At 72.6% G+C, this 18,040-nt stretch carries 15 protein-coding genes; 5 read left to right on the plus strand and 10 right to left on the minus strand.

The annotated features are described in order from the left end of the window. Positions 1-89: 89 nt before the first annotated feature. Positions 90-575 carry a hypothetical protein gene (locus CCS38_RS17065; protein ID WP_223734133.1) on the plus strand — a complete coding sequence of 162 codons (486 nt, stop codon included), beginning with the start codon at positions 90-92 and terminating at the stop codon, positions 573-575. Positions 576-672: 97 nt separating this feature from the next. Here CCS38_RS17065 and CCS38_RS17070 read toward each other — a convergent pair whose 3' ends face one another. Beyond that, a complete protein-coding gene (locus CCS38_RS17070; RefSeq protein WP_223734134.1) occupies positions 673-1,188 on the minus strand; it encodes a DinB family protein in 516 nt (171 codons plus the stop codon). Between the two features lie 279 nt (positions 1,189-1,467). Here CCS38_RS17070 and CCS38_RS17075 point away from each other — a divergent pair, with 279 nt between their 5' ends. Next, positions 1,468-2,373 carry a Gfo/Idh/MocA family protein gene (locus CCS38_RS17075; protein WP_223734135.1) on the plus strand — a complete coding sequence of 302 codons (906 nt, stop codon included), beginning with the start codon at positions 1,468-1,470 and terminating at the stop codon, positions 2,371-2,373. Here the strand turns inward: CCS38_RS17075 and lnt are convergent. The 4 genes from lnt to CCS38_RS17095 all read right to left on the minus strand — a co-directional run bounded on the left by lnt (position 2,345) and on the right by CCS38_RS17095 (position 8,688). Continuing rightward, entirely contained in the window at positions 2,345-3,976 is a 1,632-nt protein-coding gene (gene lnt, locus CCS38_RS17080) for an apolipoprotein N-acyltransferase (protein ID WP_223734136.1), read from the minus strand. The genes CCS38_RS17075 and lnt overlap by 29 nt on opposite strands. Positions 3,977-4,098: 122 nt before the next feature. Next, positions 4,099-4,590, minus strand: coding sequence for a nuclear transport factor 2 family protein (locus CCS38_RS17085; RefSeq protein WP_223734137.1), 492 nt, complete (start codon positions 4,588-4,590; stop codon positions 4,099-4,101). Between the two features lie 82 nt (positions 4,591-4,672). Beyond that, on the minus strand, positions 4,673-6,589 hold the full coding sequence (locus CCS38_RS17090; protein WP_223734138.1) for an ABC transporter ATP-binding protein: 1,917 nt from the start codon (positions 6,587-6,589) through the stop codon (positions 4,673-4,675). 128 nt (positions 6,590-6,717) lie between these two features. Then, positions 6,718-8,688 carry a heavy metal translocating P-type ATPase gene (locus CCS38_RS17095; RefSeq protein WP_223734139.1) on the minus strand — a complete coding sequence of 657 codons (1,971 nt, stop codon included), beginning with the start codon at positions 8,686-8,688 and terminating at the stop codon, positions 6,718-6,720. Between the two features lie 173 nt (positions 8,689-8,861). Here CCS38_RS17095 and CCS38_RS17100 point away from each other — a divergent pair, with 173 nt between their 5' ends. Next, positions 8,862-9,236: an ArsR/SmtB family transcription factor gene (locus tag CCS38_RS17100; protein WP_030263431.1), complete on the plus strand. Its 375-nt coding sequence runs from the start codon at positions 8,862-8,864 to the stop codon at positions 9,234-9,236. Between the two features lie 33 nt (positions 9,237-9,269). On the opposite strand, the gene CCS38_RS17105 is transcribed toward CCS38_RS17100, so the two are convergent. Next, positions 9,270-10,631: an NAD(P)/FAD-dependent oxidoreductase gene (locus CCS38_RS17105; protein WP_223734140.1), complete on the minus strand. Its 1,362-nt coding sequence runs from the start codon at positions 10,629-10,631 to the stop codon at positions 9,270-9,272. Positions 10,632-11,366: 735 nt separating this feature from the next. Here CCS38_RS17105 and CCS38_RS17110 point away from each other — a divergent pair. After that, on the plus strand, positions 11,367-11,711 hold the full coding sequence (locus CCS38_RS17110; RefSeq protein WP_308050808.1) for an STAS domain-containing protein: 345 nt from the start codon (positions 11,367-11,369) through the stop codon (positions 11,709-11,711). 97 nt (positions 11,712-11,808) lie between these two features. On the opposite strand, the gene CCS38_RS17115 is transcribed toward CCS38_RS17110, so the two are convergent. Then, positions 11,809-12,672: a serine/threonine-protein kinase gene (locus tag CCS38_RS17115; protein WP_223734142.1), complete on the minus strand. Its 864-nt coding sequence runs from the start codon at positions 12,670-12,672 to the stop codon at positions 11,809-11,811. Positions 12,673-12,841: 169 nt separating this feature from the next. Here CCS38_RS17115 and CCS38_RS17120 point away from each other — a divergent pair, with 169 nt between their 5' ends. Continuing rightward, positions 12,842-14,953, plus strand: a complete 2,112-nt coding sequence (locus CCS38_RS17120) for a SpoIIE family protein phosphatase (protein ID WP_223734143.1) — start codon at positions 12,842-12,844, stop codon at positions 14,951-14,953. A gap of 6 nt (positions 14,954-14,959) precedes the next feature. Here CCS38_RS17120 and CCS38_RS17125 read toward each other — a convergent pair whose 3' ends face one another. From CCS38_RS17125 to CCS38_RS17135, 3 genes are all read right to left on the minus strand, one after another. Then, positions 14,960-15,442: a flavin reductase family protein gene (locus tag CCS38_RS17125; RefSeq protein ID WP_223734144.1), complete on the minus strand. Its 483-nt coding sequence runs from the start codon at positions 15,440-15,442 to the stop codon at positions 14,960-14,962. Positions 15,443-15,808: 366 nt separating this feature from the next. After that, positions 15,809-16,630: an IclR family transcriptional regulator gene (locus CCS38_RS17130; RefSeq protein WP_223734145.1), complete on the minus strand. Its 822-nt coding sequence runs from the start codon at positions 16,628-16,630 to the stop codon at positions 15,809-15,811. Positions 16,631-16,688: 58 nt separating this feature from the next. Then, the gene (locus CCS38_RS17135; RefSeq protein WP_223734146.1) at positions 16,689-17,918 is read right to left on the minus strand and encodes a M24 family metallopeptidase; all 1,230 of its coding nucleotides are present in this window, start codon (positions 17,916-17,918) and stop codon (positions 16,689-16,691) included. Positions 17,919-18,040 lie beyond the last annotated feature (122 nt).

Below are 18,040 nucleotides of genomic sequence, written 5' to 3' on the forward strand. Positions count from 1 at the left end.
TCTGGGGGGCTTGCCGTGCCGGGGGTGCCGGGCGCGGTTAGCGTCGGGGGAGCAGGTGGTGAGGCGGCGTACGGACGCGGGTGAGCGCAGTGGCACAGAGGCGGTACGGGGCGACGGCCGGGCATGGCGTCCTGACCAGGATCGGGCAGGCCGTCATGCTGCACCGCGGCGGCGACCGGGAGGAGGCGCGCAAGCGGATGACCGGGCTGTGGCAGGAGCTCGGACCGTGCGCCGACGCCTACCACCGCTGCGCGCTCGCGCACTATCTGGCCGACACCCAGGACAGCCCTCTGGAGGAACTGCGCTGGGACCTGCGGGCGCTGAGTGTGGCTCAGGGCAGCCGGGGGCACGCGGACGCCGGCCGGACCGAGCTGCGGGCGCTCCTGCCCGCGCTCCATCTCGACCTCGCCGCCGACTACGCCCGGCTCGCCCGGCACTCCGAGGCCCGCTGGGAGCTGGGCCGCGCCCGTACGGCGCTGGACGCCCTGGAGGACGACCCGCACCGCCAGGGCATCCGGGCCGACATCGAATGCCTCCAGCGACGACTGGACCGCGCGGGCGGCCACCGGTCCTAGCGGGAGCTGCAGCCGCCGACCCGGCCACCGTTCCCAGCGGGCGACCACCGCTTCAAGCGGGCGGTCACCGCTCCTGGCGCGGCGCCCCCGTCGGCCCTCAGGCGCCCGTGTCGCCGTCCAGGCGTTCGCGCAGGAAGTCCGCGTGGCCGTTGTGGCGGGCGTACTCCTCGATCATGTGCAGGTAGATCCAGCGCAGCGTCAGTTCCTTGCCGGGCAGCCGTCCCGGCGCCGGTTCGTCCAGCGTGCGGCCCTCGGCGGCCTTGACGGCCAGCTCCGTCTCCGACTGCCAGGTGGCCAGCGCCTCGGCCGCGGTGTCCTGCTCGCCGAAGTGCCAGTCGCGGTCCCAGTCCTCCTCGTCGCAGTAGATCCACGGGAAGTCCTCGCCGGTCATGATCCGTCGGAACCAGTGCCGCTCCATCTCCGCCATGTGGCGCAGCAGGCCGAGCAGGGTCAGCTCGGAGGGCGGTACGGAGGGCGTGCGCAGCTCTTCTTCGGTGAGCCCCGCGCACTTGGTGGCCAGCGTTGCGCGGTGGTAGTCCAGCCAGCGCACCATTTGTGTGAGTTCGTCGCCGGTGCCGATGGGAATGGTGCGTGCTGGATCGGATGTGGTCATGCCGCCCAGCATGGCCGCTGCGGCGCGCGCCGACCCGGTTTTTCCCGGTTCGGTGTGCATGGCCCGCAATTTTGCGCCATAGGGCGCGGCCCCCGGTGAGCCGCCCGGGCCCCGCCCGGCAGGCAGTGACTCCGCGCGGCCACGTACGCTCCCCGTACCGGATCGACACACATCACGTCGGCACGCCGCGTCGACACACCACGTCGGCACACCGTGTCGACGCGCCACATCGACAGATCACATCAACAGATCACATCGACACACCAGAGGTGAACACCCTTGAAGGTAGGCTGCATCGGCCTCGGCGATATCGCGCGGAAGGCGTACCTTCCGGTGCTCGGGACGCAGCCCGGAGTCGAGCTGCATGTGCAGACCCGGACTCCGGCCACCCTCGACCGGGTCGCCGACAGCCTCCATCTGCCCGCGCCGCAGCGCCACGCCGACCTGGATTCGCTGCTCGGGGCGGGGCTGGACGCGGCCTTCGTGCACGCGCCGACCGTCGCGCATCCCGAGATCGTCGGTCGCCTCATAGAAGCAGGCGTGCCGACCTATGTCGATAAGCCGATTTCTTACCACTACGCCGAGAGCGAGCGGCTCGTGCGGCGGGCCGCGGACCGCGGCGTCAGCCTGGCCGTCGGCTTCAACCGGCGCTACGCGCCCGGGTACGCGCAGTGCCTGGAGCACCCGCGCGAGCTGATCCTGCTGCAGAAGAACCGCGTCGGGCTGCCCGAGGACCCGCGCACCCTCGTGCTGGACGACTTCATCCACGTCGTCGACACGCTGCGCTTCCTGGCGCCGGGGACCGTCGAGGACGTGCACGTACGGGCGCGGGTGCGGGACGGGCTGCTGCACCACGTCGTCCTGCACCTGTCAGGCGACGGGTTCTCCGCGATCGGCACCATGAACCGGCTCAGCGGCTCGGCCGAGGAGATCCTCGACGTCTCGGGGCAGGACACCAAGCGCCAGGTGATCAACCTTTCCGAGGTGATCGACCACAAGGGGCAGCCGAGCGTGCGGCGGCGCGGCGACTGGGTGCCGGTCGCCCGGCAGCGCGGCATCGAGCAGGCGGCGCTGGCCTTCCTGGACGCGGTACGGGCCGGGACGCTGCTGACCGCCGAGGACGCGCTGCACACCCACGAGCTGTGCGAGCGGGTGCTCACCGAGGTGTCGGGCCAGGGCGCCTGAGGAAGCGGAGCGTGCGGGTGGCCGGCGGCCGGACGGGCAGGCCGGGACTCCGGTCGCCCGGCGCCCGGGCCGATGGCGGCCGCAGGGCCCGTACGCCCGTCCGCAGGCAGTATCCGGCGAGCGCGAGCAGGGCCACGTACAGCGGCCAGTCGCCGAAGCGGACGTACGGACTGGTGCCGTGGGCCAGCGGAACCGTGTAGACCGCGGCGGTGACCCGGTCGGTGCCCAGCGGCTCCCCGACCGGCGCGCCGTCCGGCCCGTGCACCGCGCTCACCCCGGTCAGCGTCGCGTGCACCATCGGGCGCCAGGTCTCCGCCGCGCGCAGTGCGGCCAGTGAGGCGTGCTGTTCGGGGGCCCAGCTCTCCTGGAAGGAGGAGGTCGCGGACTGGGCGACCAGCAGCCCCGCGCCGTCGCGGACCAGCCGCCGGCTCATGTCGGGGAACGCTGTCTCGAAGCAGACCAGCGGGCCGAACCGCAGGTCCGGTGACGAGACCGGGCCCGTCGCCATGACGACCTGGCGGGTGCCGCGATGGCGGTCCTCGGTGGCGGCCTTGCCGACGCTGGTGGCCCAGCCGAGTATCGAGCGGGCCGGTACGTACTCGCCGAACGGCACCAGCCGCATCTTGTCGTAGCGGTCGCCGGTCGGGCCGTCCGGGCCGATCAGTACGGACGATTTGTAGATACCGGGGCGGTCGGCGCGCCGGGCGTCCACGTTGACCAGCAGGTCGGTGTCCACCTCGCGGGCGAGTGCGGCCAGCCGGGCCCGCAGGTCCGGGCGGCGGGTCAGGTCGGCGCCGACGCTGCTCTCGCCCCAGACCACCAGGTCCACGCCCCGGCCCTTGAGCGTGCGGGTCGGCTGCTCGCCGCGCGCGAACCGGGCGTCGGGCCCCACCACCACGCCCGCCTGCACCACCGCGATGCGGGCCGTGCCGGCGGGCTCGGGGCGCGGCGCCCAGGCCCAGGCGGCACCCGCCGCGACGGCGACCGCGAGCAGCCCGCCGAGCGCGGTCCGGCGCGCCGCGGGGGACAGCAGCAGCGCAGTGAGTGCGGTGTTCACCGCTACGAGCAGCAGCGTCAGCAGCCAGACGCCGCCGAGCGAGGCGAGCCGCAGCGCGGGCGCCACCTGCCACTGGCTCGCGCCGAACACGCCCCACGGCCCGCCCAGGTACTCCCAGGACCGCACCAGCTCGATCAGCAGCCAGCCGGACGGCACGAGCAGCAGCGCCGCCGCGCACCGCGCGGGCCCCGGCCGGCCCCGCAGCAGATCGCGGACGAGCAGGCCCCACGGCGCCCACAGCGCGCCGAGCAGCGCGCCCAGTACGAGCAGGAAGACATGCAGGCTCGGCAGCAGCCAGTGGTGCATCGCCAGCATGAAGCCGGTGCCGCCCAGCCAGCCCTCCAGCGCGGCACGCCGGGGCGTGGCGGCGGAGGCCAGCAGGGCCAGCCAGGGGACCAGGACGAAGTACGCCGGCCACCAGAGCGCGGGCGCGGGGAAGCACAGGGCCGGCAGCGCGCCGGCCGCCGGCGCGGCGACGGCGCGCCACCAGGGAGAGGCGGGGCTCCGGTCCCGCCGGCCTTCCTTCTGACCTGCCGGGCGGCGCATACCGTGTCCCCCTCTCGGGTCGGACGCCCAGTGTCGGACGCCCAGTGTGCGCCACGACGGCGATCACGCACAGGGGGCGCGGCGGCTCACGTTCCGGAGAGAGCCGTGCGGGGGAAGCCGCCTCACGTCTTCCCGGTCGGCACCACCTGACGCCACTTCTCGTGCACGACGACCTCCGCCAGTCGCCAGCCCTCCGAGGTGCGGTGGACGGTGAAGTCGTAGCGGCCGCCGCAGGTGTAGTTCGGTGCTGCCGCGCCGTGGTCGGCGGGGAGGGCGCCGGCCGGGTCCGCGAGCCGCATCGGGTTGAGGTAGTCGGCGCGTACGGTGGCGGTGTCGCCGGGGGCCCCGTCCCGGGTGTCCAGGGTGATCCGGCGGTTGACGATCAGATGCTGGCGGACGGGGAAGCGGCGCATCATCTCCGCGAGCCAGCCGGCGATCTCCTCGCAGCCGCCCTCTATGCCGCCGGCCGAGCGGTAGTCCGCCCGGCCGTCCTTGGTGAAGAGCTCCCGGTACGCGGGCCAGTCACCGTCGTCGACGGCGTGGGCGTATCCGGTGATGAGGTCGTCGATCGCGAGACGGTCCATGACGGTCGAGTGTTCAGCGCGCTGGGTCACCCTCCGAGTGTTCGGCATCGGCCGGTCGCCGCCAAGAGGCGGGACCGGCCGGGGATGTCGTGACCGTACGCCGATGCGGCGATCAGCTGACGGCCGCCGCCTTCTGCGCGGCGGGCGAATCGACGGACGAAGCGGTGGGCGACTCGGCGAACTGGGTGCGGTACAGCTCCTCGTAACGGCCGCCCGCCGCGAGCAGCGCCTCGTGGCTGCCGCGCTCCACGATCCGGCCGTCCTCGACCACGAGGATGACGTCGGCGGCCCGCACGGTGGACAGCCGGTGCGCGATCACCAGGGAGGTGCGGCCGGCCAGCGCCTCGGTCAGCGCCTCCTGCACCGCCGCCTCGGAGGTGTTGTCCAGGTGCGCGGTGGCCTCGTCGAGGATGACCACCCGGGGGCGGGCCAGCAGCAGCCGGGCGATGGTCAGCCGCTGCCGCTCACCGCCGGAGAGCCGGTACCCGCGCTCGCCGACGACCGTGTCCAGGCCGTCCGGCAGCGAGGCGATCAGGCCGTCCAGGCGGGCCCGGCGCAGTACGTCCCACAGCTCCTCCTCGGTGGCCTCGGGCCGGGCGAGCAGCAGGTTCGCGCGGAGCGAGTCGTGGAAGAGGTGGCCGTCCTGGGTGACCATGCCGAGGGTCTCGCGCAGCGAGGCGGCGGACAGGTCGCGCACGTCCACGCCTCCGATGCGTACAGCGCCCTCGTCCGCGTCGTACAGCCGCGGCAGCAGCTGCGCGATGGTGGACTTGCCGGCGCCGGAGGAGCCGACCAGCGCGATCATCTGGCCGGGCTCGGCCCGGAAGGACACGTCGTGCAGGACCTCGTCGCCGCCCCTCGTGTCCAGCGTCGCGACCTCTTCGAGGGAGGCCAGGGAGACCTTGTCGGCGGCCGGGTAGCCGAAGCGTACGCCGTCGAACTCCACGGCCAGCGGGCCTTCGGGCACCTTGCGGGCGTCCGGCTTCTCGCTGATGAGCGGCTTCAGGTCCAGTACCTCGAAGACCCGCTCGAAGCTGACCAGGGCGCTCATGACCTCGACGTGGGCGCCGGACAGCGCGGTCAGCGGCGCGTACAGCCGGGTCAGCAGCAGGGCGAGGGAGACGATCGCGCCGGGCTCCAGGCTGCCGCGCAGGGCGAAGTAGCCGCCGAGTCCGTAGACGACGGCCAGCGCGAGCGCGGAGACGAGCGTGAGCGCGGTGACGAAGAACGTCTGCACCATGGCGGTACGGACGCCGATGTCGCGCACCCGACGTGCCCGCGCGGCGAATTCGGCGGACTCCTGCTCGGGCCGCCCGAAGAGCTTGACCAGCGTCGCGCCGGGTGCGGAGAACCGCTCGGTCATCTGCGTGCCCATCGTGGCGTTGTGCGTGGCGGCCTCCCGGCGCAGCTGCGCGAGGCGCCGCCCGACGCGCCGCGCCGGCAGGACGAACACCGGCAGCAGTACGAGGGCGATCAGGGTGATCTGCCAGGACAGGCCCAGCATCACGACCAGCGTCAGGATCAGCGTGACGATATTGCCGACGACTTGGGAGAGCGTGTCGCTGAACGCCCGCTGCGCGCCGATGACGTCGTTGTTGAGCCGGCTGACCAGGGCGCCCGTGCGCGTACGGGTGAAGAACGCGACGGGCATCCGCTGGACGTGGTCGTACACGGTCGTGCGCAGGTCCAGGATCAGCCCCTCGCCGATGTTTGCGGAGAGCCAACGGGTGAGCAGTCCGAGGCCCGCCTCGGCGACCGCGATGGCGGCGATCAGCCCGGACAGGCCGAGCACCAGCTCCGTGGAGGAGCGGTGCACGATCGCGTCCACGACCCGGCCCGCGAGCAGCGGAGTGGCCACGGCGAGCATCGCCGTGACGGTGCTGAGCAGCAGGAACGCCGCGATGAGGCGGCGGTGCGGGCGGGCGAAGGTCGCGATGCGGCGCACCGTCCCGCGCGAGAAAGGACGCTTGTCCTGTTGTGCGGTGACGGTGCTGTGCAGCGACTGCCAGGCAGTGACTTCCATGTCCATCGCGGTCCTCCGGGAAGCAACGGTTGTTCGTCGCGGGCCGGGACCGACCGGCGACACATCAGGAAGCTATGACCTCAACCAATGTTGAGGTCAATTGCTTCCCCCATCGGAGGTGATGTGCCCGGTGCTCAGACCGCCGCCCGGCGCCACGCCGAGGCCCGCAGCAGCCGCAGCCCGTTCAGCCCCACCAGTACCGTCGACCCCTCGTGCCCCAGCACGCCCAGCGGCAGCGGCAGATGGCCCGCCAGGTCCCAGATCACCAGGCCGCCGATGCACACCGACGCGATGACGAGGTTCTGGGTCACCAGCTTCCGGGCGCGCCGGGAGAGCGCCACGACGGTGGGCACGGCGCCGATCTCGTCCCGTACGACCACCGCGTCGGCCGTCTCCAGTGCCAGGTCCGAGCCGGCCCGGCCCATCGCCACGCCGCTGTCGGCGGCGGCCAGCGCGGGCGCGTCGTTGACGCCGTCGCCCACGACCAGGACCCGCTCGCCCTCCCGCTGCCAGGCATGCACGGCCGCCACCTTGTCCTCGGGCAGCAGTCCTGCCCGTACGTCCGTCATCCCCGACTCGTCGGCGGTACGGGCAGCCGTACGGGCGTTGTCGCCGGTCAGCAGGGCGGGCTCGGCGCCGGCCAGCTCGCGCAGCCGGGCCACGGCCCCGGGCGCGCCGGCCCGCAGCCGGTCGGCGAGCGCGAGCACGGCGGCGGGCGTGTCATCGATCAGTACGACGACGGCGGTGCGGCCCTCGTCCTCGTACGCGGCGACGGCCTTACGGGCATCGGCCGCGCCGTCCCCGGAGTCCAGCAGGGCCGCCGGGCTGCCCACCCGGACCGTGCGCCCGCCGACCTCGGCGCGCACGCCCCGGCCCGGTACGGAGGAGAAGTCCTCGGCGTCCGCCAGGCGCAGGCCGCGGTCGCGGGCCGCGGTGACCACGGCGCGGGCGAGCGGGTGCTCGCTGGGCAGTTCGGCCGCCGCGGCCGCCGCGAGCGCCTCGTCCTCGCCGAAGCCGGGCAGCGCCTGGACGGCGGCGACCCGCGGGGTGCCTTCGGTGAGGGTGCCGGTCTTGTCCATCGCGACACGGGTGATGGAGCCCAGCCGCTCCATCGCCACCGCAGACTTCACGAGCACGCCGTGCCGACCGGCGTTGGCGATGGCGGAGAGCAGCGGCGGCATGGTGGCCAGTACGACGGCGCACGGCGAGGCCACGATCATGAAGGTCATGGCGCGCAGCAGCGTGGCGGTGAGGTCCGCGCCGAAGGCCAGCGGGACCGCGAAGAGCGCGAGGGTGGCGACGACCACGCCGACCGAGTACCGCTGCTCGATCTTCTCGATGAACAGCTGGGTCGGCGCCTTGGTGCTGCTGGCCTCCTCGACCATCGTGACGATGCGCGCGATGACCGATTCGGAGGCGTCCTTGTCGACCCGTACGCGCAGGGCGCCGGTGCCGTTGAGGGTGCCCGCGAACACGGTGTCGCCGGTGCGCTTCTCCGCGGGCAGCGGTTCGCCGGTGATCGACGCCTGGTCCACCTCGCTCGCGCCGTCGAGCACGGTGCCGTCGGCGGGCAGCCGCTCGCCGGGGCGTACGAGGACGGTGTCGCCGACCGCCAGCGCGGTGGCCGCGACGGTTTCCTCGCCGTCCTCCGTCAGCCGTACGGCGGTGGACGGCGCGAGGTCCAGCAGGCCGCGTACGGAGTCCTCGGTGCGCCGGGTGGCCAGGGCCTCCAGCGCGCCGGAGACCGCGAAGATCACGATGAGCAGGCCGCCGTCGAGGTACTGGCCGATGGCGGCGGCGCCGATCGCTGCCACCACCATCAACAAGTCGACATCAAGGGTGCGTTCGCGCAGCGCCGTCAGGCCCGCCCAGCCCGGCTCCCAGCCGCCCGCCGCGTAACAGACCGCGTACAGCGGGCCCCACGCCCAGGCGGGCGCGCCCATGAGGTCGAGCGGGAAGGCGATCAGGAAGGCGAGCAGGGCGAGCGCGGCCCAGCGGACCTCGGGCAGCGCGAAGAGCCTGGTGCGGCGGGGGAGCGCCGCGGGGGCCGGTGGCGCCGGCGCGGTGGCGGCGGCCGTGGGCTCGTCGGCCAGCGTGGAAGCCATGGGGAGGACACCTCGGAGAGCGGAGACGTCGGCGCGGCGGGGCCGGCGGACGGCAGTGCGGACGGGGACGAATTCCACGCACGCATGAAGACGTCTTCATGCGTGTGCGTCACTGCCACCATAGCCGAATACATGAAGAGGTCTTCAAGTGTGCCGGTCGTTACGATGGGCGCATGGGACATGGAGTCGACGCCCGGGTCACGCCGGCCGAGCATCTGGACGCGGAGTCCGCCGCGACCATCGCCGCCACACTGCAGGCGCTGGCCACGCCGTCACGCCTGATGATCCTCACCCGGCTCCGCCAAGGGGCCTGCCCCGTGGGCGAGCTGGCCGAGGCGGTGGGCATGGAGCAGTCGGCCGTCTCCCACCAGCTGCGGCTGCTGCGCGCGCTGGGCCTGGTCACCGGCGCCCGCCGGGGCCGCCGCATCGTGTACAGCCTCTACGACAACCACGTCGCGCAGCTCCTGGACGAGGCCGTCTACCACATCGAGCACCTGCGGCTGGGCGCCCGCGACCTGCCGGTGGACGACGCGGCCGAGCAGCTCTGAGAACCGCCCGGCCGCGCCGCTCCCACCCGACCGTCAGGTGTTCCGGCGCCCGCCGCCGGTCTGCGCCTGTACGGCATCCGCCGAGAGATAGGCGTCCGTACGCTCGAAGTCGCGCAGCGTCGCCTCCCGGCCCGACTGGAATCCGGTCCGTACGAAATCGTCGCCCGCGGTGGCATTGAGCAGCCAGTTCGCGACGGTACGGAACCGCGCGGTGCCGGTCCGCAGCGCCATCAGGTGGTACCCGCGTGCCACCACCTGCGCGGGCAGGCCGACCAGCTCCTTGCCCAGCGGCCGGGACACCGCGTCGGTGCCGCCGAGGTCGACCACCAGCCCCAGGTCCTTGTGCTTGTACGGGGTGCTCAGCCGGCCGCGCAGCGACGCCATGATGTTCTTCGCGGCGTGCTTCCCCTGGCGCTGCGCGTGCTGTGCGGTGGGCGGGCAGACCGCGCCGCCCTCCTTGGTGATGTCCGGTACGGCGGCGGCGTCGCCGCAGGCCCACACGCCCTGCATCCGCGGCACCGACAGGTCCGCGTGCACCACCAGCCGGCCCTTCACGGTCTCCGCGCCGAGCGTGCCGATCAGCGGGCTCGCGGCGACGCCGGCGGTCCAGATGAGCGTGTGGCAGGGCAGTACCCGGCCGTCGGTGAAGGTCACGGTGTCCTCGGTGACCGACTCCACCGACACTCCGAGCGACACCTCGATGCCGCGCTTGCGCACCAGCTCCATCGCCTTGGTGCCGAGCCGTTCGCCCAGCTCCGGCATCAGCTTCGGCGCAATGTCGATCAAGTGCCACTTGATCTCGTCGGGCTCGATGCGGCCCGCGTAGCGGGACGCCGCCGCGCTGGTCAGCCGCTGCAGGTACGCCGCCGTCTCGGTGCCCGCGTAACCGCCGCCGACCACCACGAACTGCAGCCGCGCGGCCTTCTCGGCCGGGTCGGCGCAGCACGCGGCGATGTCGAGCTGGGCGATGATGTGGTCACGGATGTACGCCGCCTCGGCCAGTGTCTTCATGCCCCGCGCGTGCTCGGTAAGGCCCGGGATGTCGAAGGTCCGGGTCACGGAGCCGGGGGTGAGGACGAGGTGGTCGTACGGGAGGTTGACGGTGTCGCCGGTGATCTGGCGGACCACGCAGACCTTGGCGGCGGTGTCCACGCCGACCACGCCGCCCGGCACGAACCGCGTCCGGTGGAGGATGCGGCGCAGGGAGGGGGCGATGGACTGGGGAGTGACCACACCGGCCGCCAGGTGTGGCAGAAGTGGCAGATAGAGCTGGTAGTTGGTGGGGGAGACCAGCGTGATCTCGGCCTCGCGGGCCTCCAGGCCGTGCTCCAGGACGCGGGCGCACTCGACGCCGGCGAAGCCGCCGCCCACGATCAGCACTCTGGGTCGTTCCATCACGGTCCTCGCAAGATCGGTAGCAGGGGCCCGGTGGCGACGCCACCCCTGGACACGCTGGCACGCACCCCTCCGGCCCGCCATCGGGCCGCGGCCGGGGTCGTGCGACCGGGTGAGTACCGGCGTTCCCAGATGCGCCGGGTGCCCCGCGGGCGGCGGTCCCATGCACCGTGCCTTGGCACCGGCCGGCACATTGATAAGCACTGGCTCATCAATGCGCACGGAAGACGTATCGGGATCTCCTTTCCCCGGGGAGCGCCGCGGCGGCAGGATGGTGCCCGCGGCGCCGGGGAGCGCCGTACGGGGGATGGCGGGGGCGTCGGCGTACATCCGTGTGCGCGGACGCTCCCCGCATATCTCGGCAACGCGCGGAGCAGCGGGTCTTCCTTCTGTGCACGCGGCCGAGGGAGCGGAGCGCGAGGGGTGGCGAAGAGTGGCGGACGGGAGTCAACAACTTTCCGGTACAACCAAGTTGTTGACTCGGGCCACCAGAGCCGGGTACACCGTATTCACACGTAACGGACCGGCCGATGACCCGGACCCTGCCGACGGCCGGCACGGCGCGGATTCCCGAACGCCGACGGTGGTCGTTGCGCGACCTTACTCCGCGGGTGTCCCCCACCTCCGCAAGACTCCATCGCCGGTGCACGGCGCTTCCGCGCGTCTCGGCCGAACAGTGAAGTGGGGACGGGGATGGCCGAAGAGAGGCGGTCCTTCGGGGGCCGGGAAAGGGCCGTGGGTGGCATCACGGTCATGGAGCTGAGCGGGGAGCTGGACATCCTTGCCAGGATCAATCTGGCCGACCGCATAGACGTGCTCACCAGTACCGGACGCCCTGATCTGGTCGTGGACCTGCGCCGGGTGACCTTCATGGACTGCGGCGGCCTGTCGCTGCTGTGCCGGGCGCGGCTGCGGATCCTGTCGCGCGAGGGACGGCTGCGGCTCGTCGCGGACGACGGCAGTCCGAGTGTCGTCCGGCTGCTGCGCCTGACCGGTCTTCTCGACGCCTTCGAGATCCATGCCGATCTGCGCTCCGCGCTCGACCCGCTGGGCACGACGTCCGACGACGCCATCGCCTGACCGGTCGCTCTCCACGGCTCGCTGCCTTTCGTGGCTGTCTGCCCGGTGGTGCGCGCACCCTCCTCGATGCATTAATGCACCATTTCTGCCCGGTAGATTAATGCATCAACTCGCCGCGGCCAAGGGGTCCGTGCGGATCGGCGGGCACCTCGCGGCTCGCCGCCCGCCACTCCCCGACGAACTGCCGCACGCTCGGAAAGCGGTGCGGCGGATCGGCGCAGGTGGCCCGGGCTATCACCGCGCGCTGCCGCGGCGTGCCGCGCCATGCCCGCTCCTCGTCGCCCGCGTCCATCAGCAGCCGCGCCGTCCGCCCGAGCGTGTACACCGTCGTACGGACGTCGATGACCGCCCCGCGCACCCACTCCTCCGGAGCCATGAACCGCCGCGACCCCGGCAGCCGGTCCTCCTGCAGGACGAACGGGCCGCGGCGGTACTCGTCGAGATCGATGAGGTGCGGGGTGTGCGTCGCGAAGTCGTACAGCACCGCCCCGTCGTAGAAGTCCACCGCGACGTGCCCGGCCTGCTCGACCGCCAGATGCGCGTCCAGGATCAGGTCCAGCGCCGCCAGCACCCGCTCCACGGGCAGCGCCCGGAAACGGGCGAGCGCGGCGCCCCGGGGCTCGCCGGGGACGCGGGCCGGGGCACGGTGGTACAGCGGCTCGCCGTCCCGCCAGGGCAGTACGGCGGCGGTCCGCTCGCCCACCTGCCACCGGTGCACGTGCGGGACGATCACCGGATGCCGTACCGCACGGTGGAACGCCCAGCCGCGGTCCAGTGAGCGCTGCGCCGCGTCCGTCAGCGCCTCCTTCACGCACCAGCGTTCCCCGTCCGGGAGCCGTACGCCGTACGCACGGCACCCCGAGTCATGGACGGGCCCGGCCGCGAACACCTCGCCCACCCGGGCGAGATACGGCTCGACGGCGGCCACCTCATACGTTCCGAGCAGCGGATGGTCGGTCATGCCCAGCATCCTGCCAGCGGGCCCGGGAGGGCCGGGGCCGCCGAGGGCGCGGCCGGCGATTTTCGGCCGGCCTGCATGCCACGGCCCACCCGATCACGCGTCCTGGCCGACGGAAACCGTCGGTATTGAGTAGAAATGATGCATACGCGACGTGGAAGTGGGCGTGATGGTGACCGAGCAGCCAGACCGTGAGGGACCGGGCATCCCGGCGCTGGACGTGTTCGACCCGGCACCGGTGGCCGTGGCCGTCTTCCACGGGCCCGACCACGTCCTGGCGTACACCAACGCCGTCTACCGGCGGCTCTTCGGGAACCGGCCGCTCGGCGTGCCGGCCCGCGAGGCGCTGTCCGAACTGGAGCAGCGGGAGCACTTCGCACTGCTGGACCAGGTGTACCGGACGGGCGAGCCGGTGCAGATCGGCCCCGACCGGCCGGTACGGATCGAGGATGCGCGGGGCGAGGTGCGGGACCGCTGGTTCAGCATCAGCTTCTCCCGCGCCCTGGCCGAGGGCCGGGCGGGGGAGCCGGAGGTGGCGGGGGTGCTGCTGGTGGCCATGGAGGTCACCGGCGAGGTCACCGCGAAGGAGCGGGCCCGGCTGCTCTCGGAGAAGCGGCTGCGCGTGCTCCACCGGTACCAGAGCCTGGTCGCGGCCGGGGCGCAGAAGGTGTGGGTCACCGATCCGGGCGGGCGGCTCATCGAGCGCAGCCCGAGCTGGGAGCAGGTCACGGGCATGTCGTGGGACCAGCTCCGGGGCGACGGCTGGCTGGACTCCGCGCACCCCGACGACCGCCCCGCGCTCGCCGAGGCGTGGCGGCGCGCGGTCCGGGAGGTGCCGGACCTGTTCCAGCACCGCTACCGGCTGCGCCACAAGGACGGCTGCCACCGCCACTGCGAGCTGCGTGCGGTCCCCGTCCGGGAGGCGGGCCGGGTCGTGGAGTGGATCGGCGCCTGCGCCGACATCGAGGACCAGTGGCTGGCGGAGCGCCGCAAGGAGCTGCTGGTACGGGCCTCCGCCGCGGTGACCGAGTCGGCCCGCGCCGACCACGCCTTCGCGGCGGTGGGGCGGGTGATCGTGCCGGAGCTGGCCGACGCCTGCGGGGTGTACCTCTTCCCCGAGGGCGAGCCGGGCACCGAGCTGGAGGGGCGGGTCATCCACCGCATCTCCGCCACCATCCGGGACGGGCTGCCGCGGGCCGTGGCTCCGCTGCGCCCCGAACGGGTGACGCCCGGATCGGCCTTTGACCAGGCCATTCGCGAACACCGCCCGGTCCACCGCACCCTCGGCCCCGGCCCCGTACCGCCCGCGAAGGTGCCGCCCGGCGTGAACGTCTGGGCGGAGAAGGCGGGCGTGCACGACGTCGTCATGTTCCCCGTCACCGTCGCCGGGAGCGTGCACGCGGTGTTCACCGTCTACGCCTGCCGCGGCCGGGAACCGTTCAGCCGCGACGAACTCGGCCTCGTCCGGGCCGTACTGGACCAGTCCCTGCCGGTCTTCAGCCATGCCCTGGAGCTCCGGCACACCCAGCGCATCGCCCTGGCGCTGCAACGGAGCCTGCTCACCGATCCGCCCACGGTCGACGGCCTGGAGATCGTCGCCCGGTACACGCCCAGCTCCATGGCGGACGAAATCGGCGGCGACTGGTACGACTCCTTCGTGCTGCCCGACGGGGCCACCACGCTGATCATCGGCGATGTCGCGGGCCACGACCTGACCGCCGCCGTCACGATGAGCAAGATGCGCAACATGCTGCGCGGCCTGGTCGTCGACCGGCAGGAGCCGCCCGGCGACATCCTGCGCAGGCTGGACGTGAGCACCCAGATCCTCGACACCGAGGAGGGCACCGCGACCTGTGTGTACGCGCGCATCGAGGGCGAGTCCGGCGGGCCGCGGCAGCTGCACTTCAGCGTCGCGGGGCACCCGCCGCCGCTGCTGGTCACCGCCGACGGCGAGGCGCGGTTCCTGGACGCCGCGCAGGACATCATGCTCGGCGGGCTGGCCCTGAACAAGGAGCGGGCCAGCGCCGTCGAGCCGCTGCCGCCGCGCAGCATCGTCCTGCTCTACACCGACGGCCTCGTGGAGCGTGCCGACGAGGACATCGACCAGGGCCTGGAACGGCTGCGCCGGCACGCCGCGCGGCTCGCCAACGAGCCGCTGGACGAATTCTGCCGCGCCCTGGTCGAGGGCCCGTCCGCCACCAGCAACGACGACATCGCCGTGATCGCCGCCCGGCTGCCGGGGCCGGAGGGCCAGGAGCCGGAGGGCTCTGCGACCGTGATGTGAACCGGTCTACGAGGACAGTGGCCGGGACCAGCCAGGCGGGGGAGCGGCGGCTGTGGTTCTGATGAACCGGCCGCGGAAGAAGAGCAGCGGACGGTTCTCCCGGGCGGTCTCCACCGCGAGGACGCGCCCGATCACCACGTCGTGATCACCGGTGCTGTGCACGGCGGTGATCTCGGCGTGCACCCGCATGAGGACCCCGCGCAGCGACGGCGTGCCCCAGCGGGACAGGTCCCAGCCGAGCCCTTCGTACTTCCGGCCGGTGCGCGAGCCGAAGCGCGCGCACAGCTCCGTCTGGTCCTCGGCGAGTACGTTGGCCGTGAAGCGGCCGGCGGCTCGGATGCGGGGCCAGCTGCGTCCCCGGTGGTCGGCGCAGAACAGCACCAGAGGGGGAGTCAGGGACACCGAGGCGAAGGACTGGCAGGTGAACCCGACGGGTTCGCCGCCGTCCACCGCGGTCACCACCGTCACACCGGTCGCGAACGCCCCCATGGCGCGCCGCATTTCCTCCGGCGAAGGGGCCTGTGCCGCGCTCCCGGGCGGCACCGCCGCTCTGGGCTCGACTGTCCTTGTGGGCTCGACTGCCGTTCTGGGCCGTGCTGTTGTCGTCATCAGGGTCACCTCGACCGGTCCGGCGCGGGGCGAGCCGCCGCGCTGTGGCTCGACGGTGGACCGTCGCCGCCGGGCCCCCGCGCCGCAGGCCACTGCCGCGCGGTGCTGTCGAGTTCCCCCGGTCCCCTCCCGTACACGGTCCCAAATCCGCCCCATGCCAGGGAAACCTGGGGCAGAGCCTCACGGAGCGGATTGCCGCACCGGTCGGCCTGCCGCCGTGGAGCGGCTCGCCGCGCCGGCCGTGGATCAGCCGCCGTCGCCCGCCGGGCGGTGGCCGCCGAGCCGCTCGGTGACCTGGTCGGCGGCGGCGCGCACGGCGTCACCGAGCACCGGCAGCTGGTCGGGCGAGACGCGGAAGCGCGGCGCCGAGGCCAGCACGGCGGCCGTGAGGTCGCCCCGGTGATCGAAGACCGGTGCGGCGACGCCCACTTCCTGCAGGCTGGTCTCGCCGTAGTTGATGGTGTAGCCGCGCTCCCGGGCCTCGTGGAGACGCCGGAAGTACGTGTCCAGGGCCGGGTCGTCTTCCGGGCCCGGCGGGACGAGCGTGCCGTTGGTGAGCAGCGTGCGGGCCCGCTCCTCGGCCAGCCGGCCGAGGAAGACCTGTACCGAGGCGCTGTGGGCGGTGCGGTACCGAGTGCCCAGCGGGGTGGTGTGCTTGACCTCGTGCCGGCTGGGCACCTGCTCGACGGAGAGCGACTCGGAACCGTTCCAGAGCATCAGCGCCGAGGTCTCGCCGGTGCGCCGGGTCAGCTCCCGCAGGACGGGATGGGCGACCCGGCGCACGTCGAGGTCGGCCAGCAGTGGGCCCGCCATGGCGATGACGCCCAGGCCCAGCCGGAACCGCCGGGTCTCCGGGTCCCGTTCGACCAGCCCTTCCTGCTCCAGCGTGGCCAGGAGCCGGGAGACCGTGCTCTTGTGGAGGCCGATGCGGGCGGCGATGTCCGTGACGCCCAGCAGTGGTTCCGCGGCGCTGAACGTGCGCAGTACGGAAATGCCGTTGTGCAGGACGGAGATGCCGCGGCTCTCGCCGGAGGCATCGGCGTTCTTGTCTGTCCGGTTGTCAGCCATGGTGATCCCATCCTGCCGCATGCGCGACCGCGCACCGCCGCCGTGGTCGGACGCTCGGTCAGGCGCCCAGAATGTTGTGCTCGGGCCCGTACGGGAAGCCGGTGATGTTCTCGGCGCCGTCCTCGCCGACGACGAGGATGTCGTGCTCGCGGTAGCCGCCGGCGCCCGGCTCGCCCTCCGGCACCATGATCATCGGCTCCATGGACACCACCATGCCCGGCTCCAGCACCGTGTCGACGTCCTCGCGCAGTTCCAGCCCCGCCTCGCGCCCGTAGTAGTGCGAGAGGACGCCGAAGGAGTGCCCGTATCCGAAGGTGCGGTGGGGGAGCAGTCCGTGCCCGCGGTAGATCTCGTTCAGCTCGTGGGCGATCTCCGCACAGCTGACGCCCGGCATGATCAGCTCCTGGCCGCGGCGGTGCACCGCGACATTGATGTCCCACAGTTCGAGCGAGCGGGCGTCCGGCTCGCCCCAGAACAGCGTTCGCTCCAGCGCCGTGTAGTAACCCGAGATCATCGGGAAGCAGTTCAGGCTGAGAATGTCACCGCGCCCGATCCGCCGCGTGGTGGGCCAGTTGTGCGCCCCGTCGGTGTTGATGCCCGACTGGAACCACACCCAGGTGTCGCGGATCTCGGTGTGCGGGAAGGCCCGGGCGATCTCGCGGACCATCGCTTCGGTACCGGCGAGCGCGACCTCGTACTCGGGTACGCCCTCGGCGATGGCCTCCCGGACGGCGGCGCCGCCCAGGTCGGCGATCCGGGTGCCCTCCTTGATCAGGGCGATCTCCTCGGCGGACTTGACCATCCGCTGCCGCATCGCGGCCTGCGCGAGATCGCTGAACTCGGTGCCCGGGAAGGCCGCTTCGAACGTGCGCAGGGTGTCCAGCGGCAGGCTGTCGTGCTCGACGCCGATCCGGCGGGGCGCGATGCCGCGGGTGCGCAGCGCCTCCTGGATCGCGTGCACGTAGTTGTCGCGCCGCCAGTCGGTGTAGACGACGTTGTCCCCGTACCCGCGCCGCCAGGGCATCCCGGCGTCGATGTTGGCGGAGACGGTGATCTGGTCGTCCTGGGTGACCAGCAGTGCGTAGGGGCGCCCGAAGGAGGTGTAGAGGAAGTCCGAGTAGTACTTGACGTTGTGGTACGAGGTGAACAGCGCGACCTCGACGTCCAGTTCGGCCATGACCTTGCGCAGCAGCGCCAGCCGTCGGTCCAACTCGGCGTCGGAGAAGGTCAGCCGGCACTTTTCGCCGTTACGGATCAGCTTGATGCGTTCGAGAGCGGGAGCGGACAAGGGTCCTCCTCGATCGAGCGTCGATTGCGTTGCATGAGAAGCAACTGCGTTGCCAATATGGGAATGTTGACGTCGACTGTCAAGGTGCTCTCTGGGTAAGTAGTGGCTTGCCGAGCACGCGA

The organism is Streptomyces purpurogeneiscleroticus (genome assembly GCF_020024005.1).
Classification (GTDB): Bacteria; Actinomycetota; Actinomycetes; order Streptomycetales; family Streptomycetaceae; genus Streptomyces; species Streptomyces purpurogeneiscleroticus.

What these genes read in the sequence shown, in the direction of transcription:
- CCS38_RS17090 (WP_223734138.1), bottom strand. Translation starts at nt 6,589, where the DNA reads ATGGACATGGAAGTCACTGCCTGGCAGTCGCTGCACAGCACCGTCACC.
- CCS38_RS17130 (WP_223734145.1), bottom strand. Translation starts at nt 16,630, where the DNA reads ATGGCTGACAACCGGACAGACAAGAACGCCGATGCCTCCGGCGAGAGC.
- CCS38_RS17125 (WP_223734144.1), bottom strand. Translation starts at nt 15,442, where the DNA reads ATGGGGGCGTTCGCGACCGGTGTGACGGTGGTGACCGCGGTGGACGGC.
- CCS38_RS17115 (WP_223734142.1), bottom strand. Translation starts at nt 12,672, where the DNA reads ATGACCGACCATCCGCTGCTCGGAACGTATGAGGTGGCCGCCGTCGAG.
- CCS38_RS17105 (WP_223734140.1), bottom strand. Translation starts at nt 10,631, where the DNA reads ATGGAACGACCCAGAGTGCTGATCGTGGGCGGCGGCTTCGCCGGCGTC.
- CCS38_RS17095 (WP_223734139.1), bottom strand. Translation starts at nt 8,688, where the DNA reads ATGGCTTCCACGCTGGCCGACGAGCCCACGGCCGCCGCCACCGCGCCG.
- CCS38_RS17100 (WP_030263431.1), top strand. Translation starts at nt 8,862, where the DNA reads ATGGGACATGGAGTCGACGCCCGGGTCACGCCGGCCGAGCATCTGGAC.
- lnt (WP_223734136.1), bottom strand. Translation starts at nt 3,976, where the DNA reads ATGCGCCGCCCGGCAGGTCAGAAGGAAGGCCGGCGGGACCGGAGCCCC.
- CCS38_RS17070 (WP_223734134.1), bottom strand. Translation starts at nt 1,188, where the DNA reads ATGACCACATCCGATCCAGCACGCACCATTCCCATCGGCACCGGCGAC.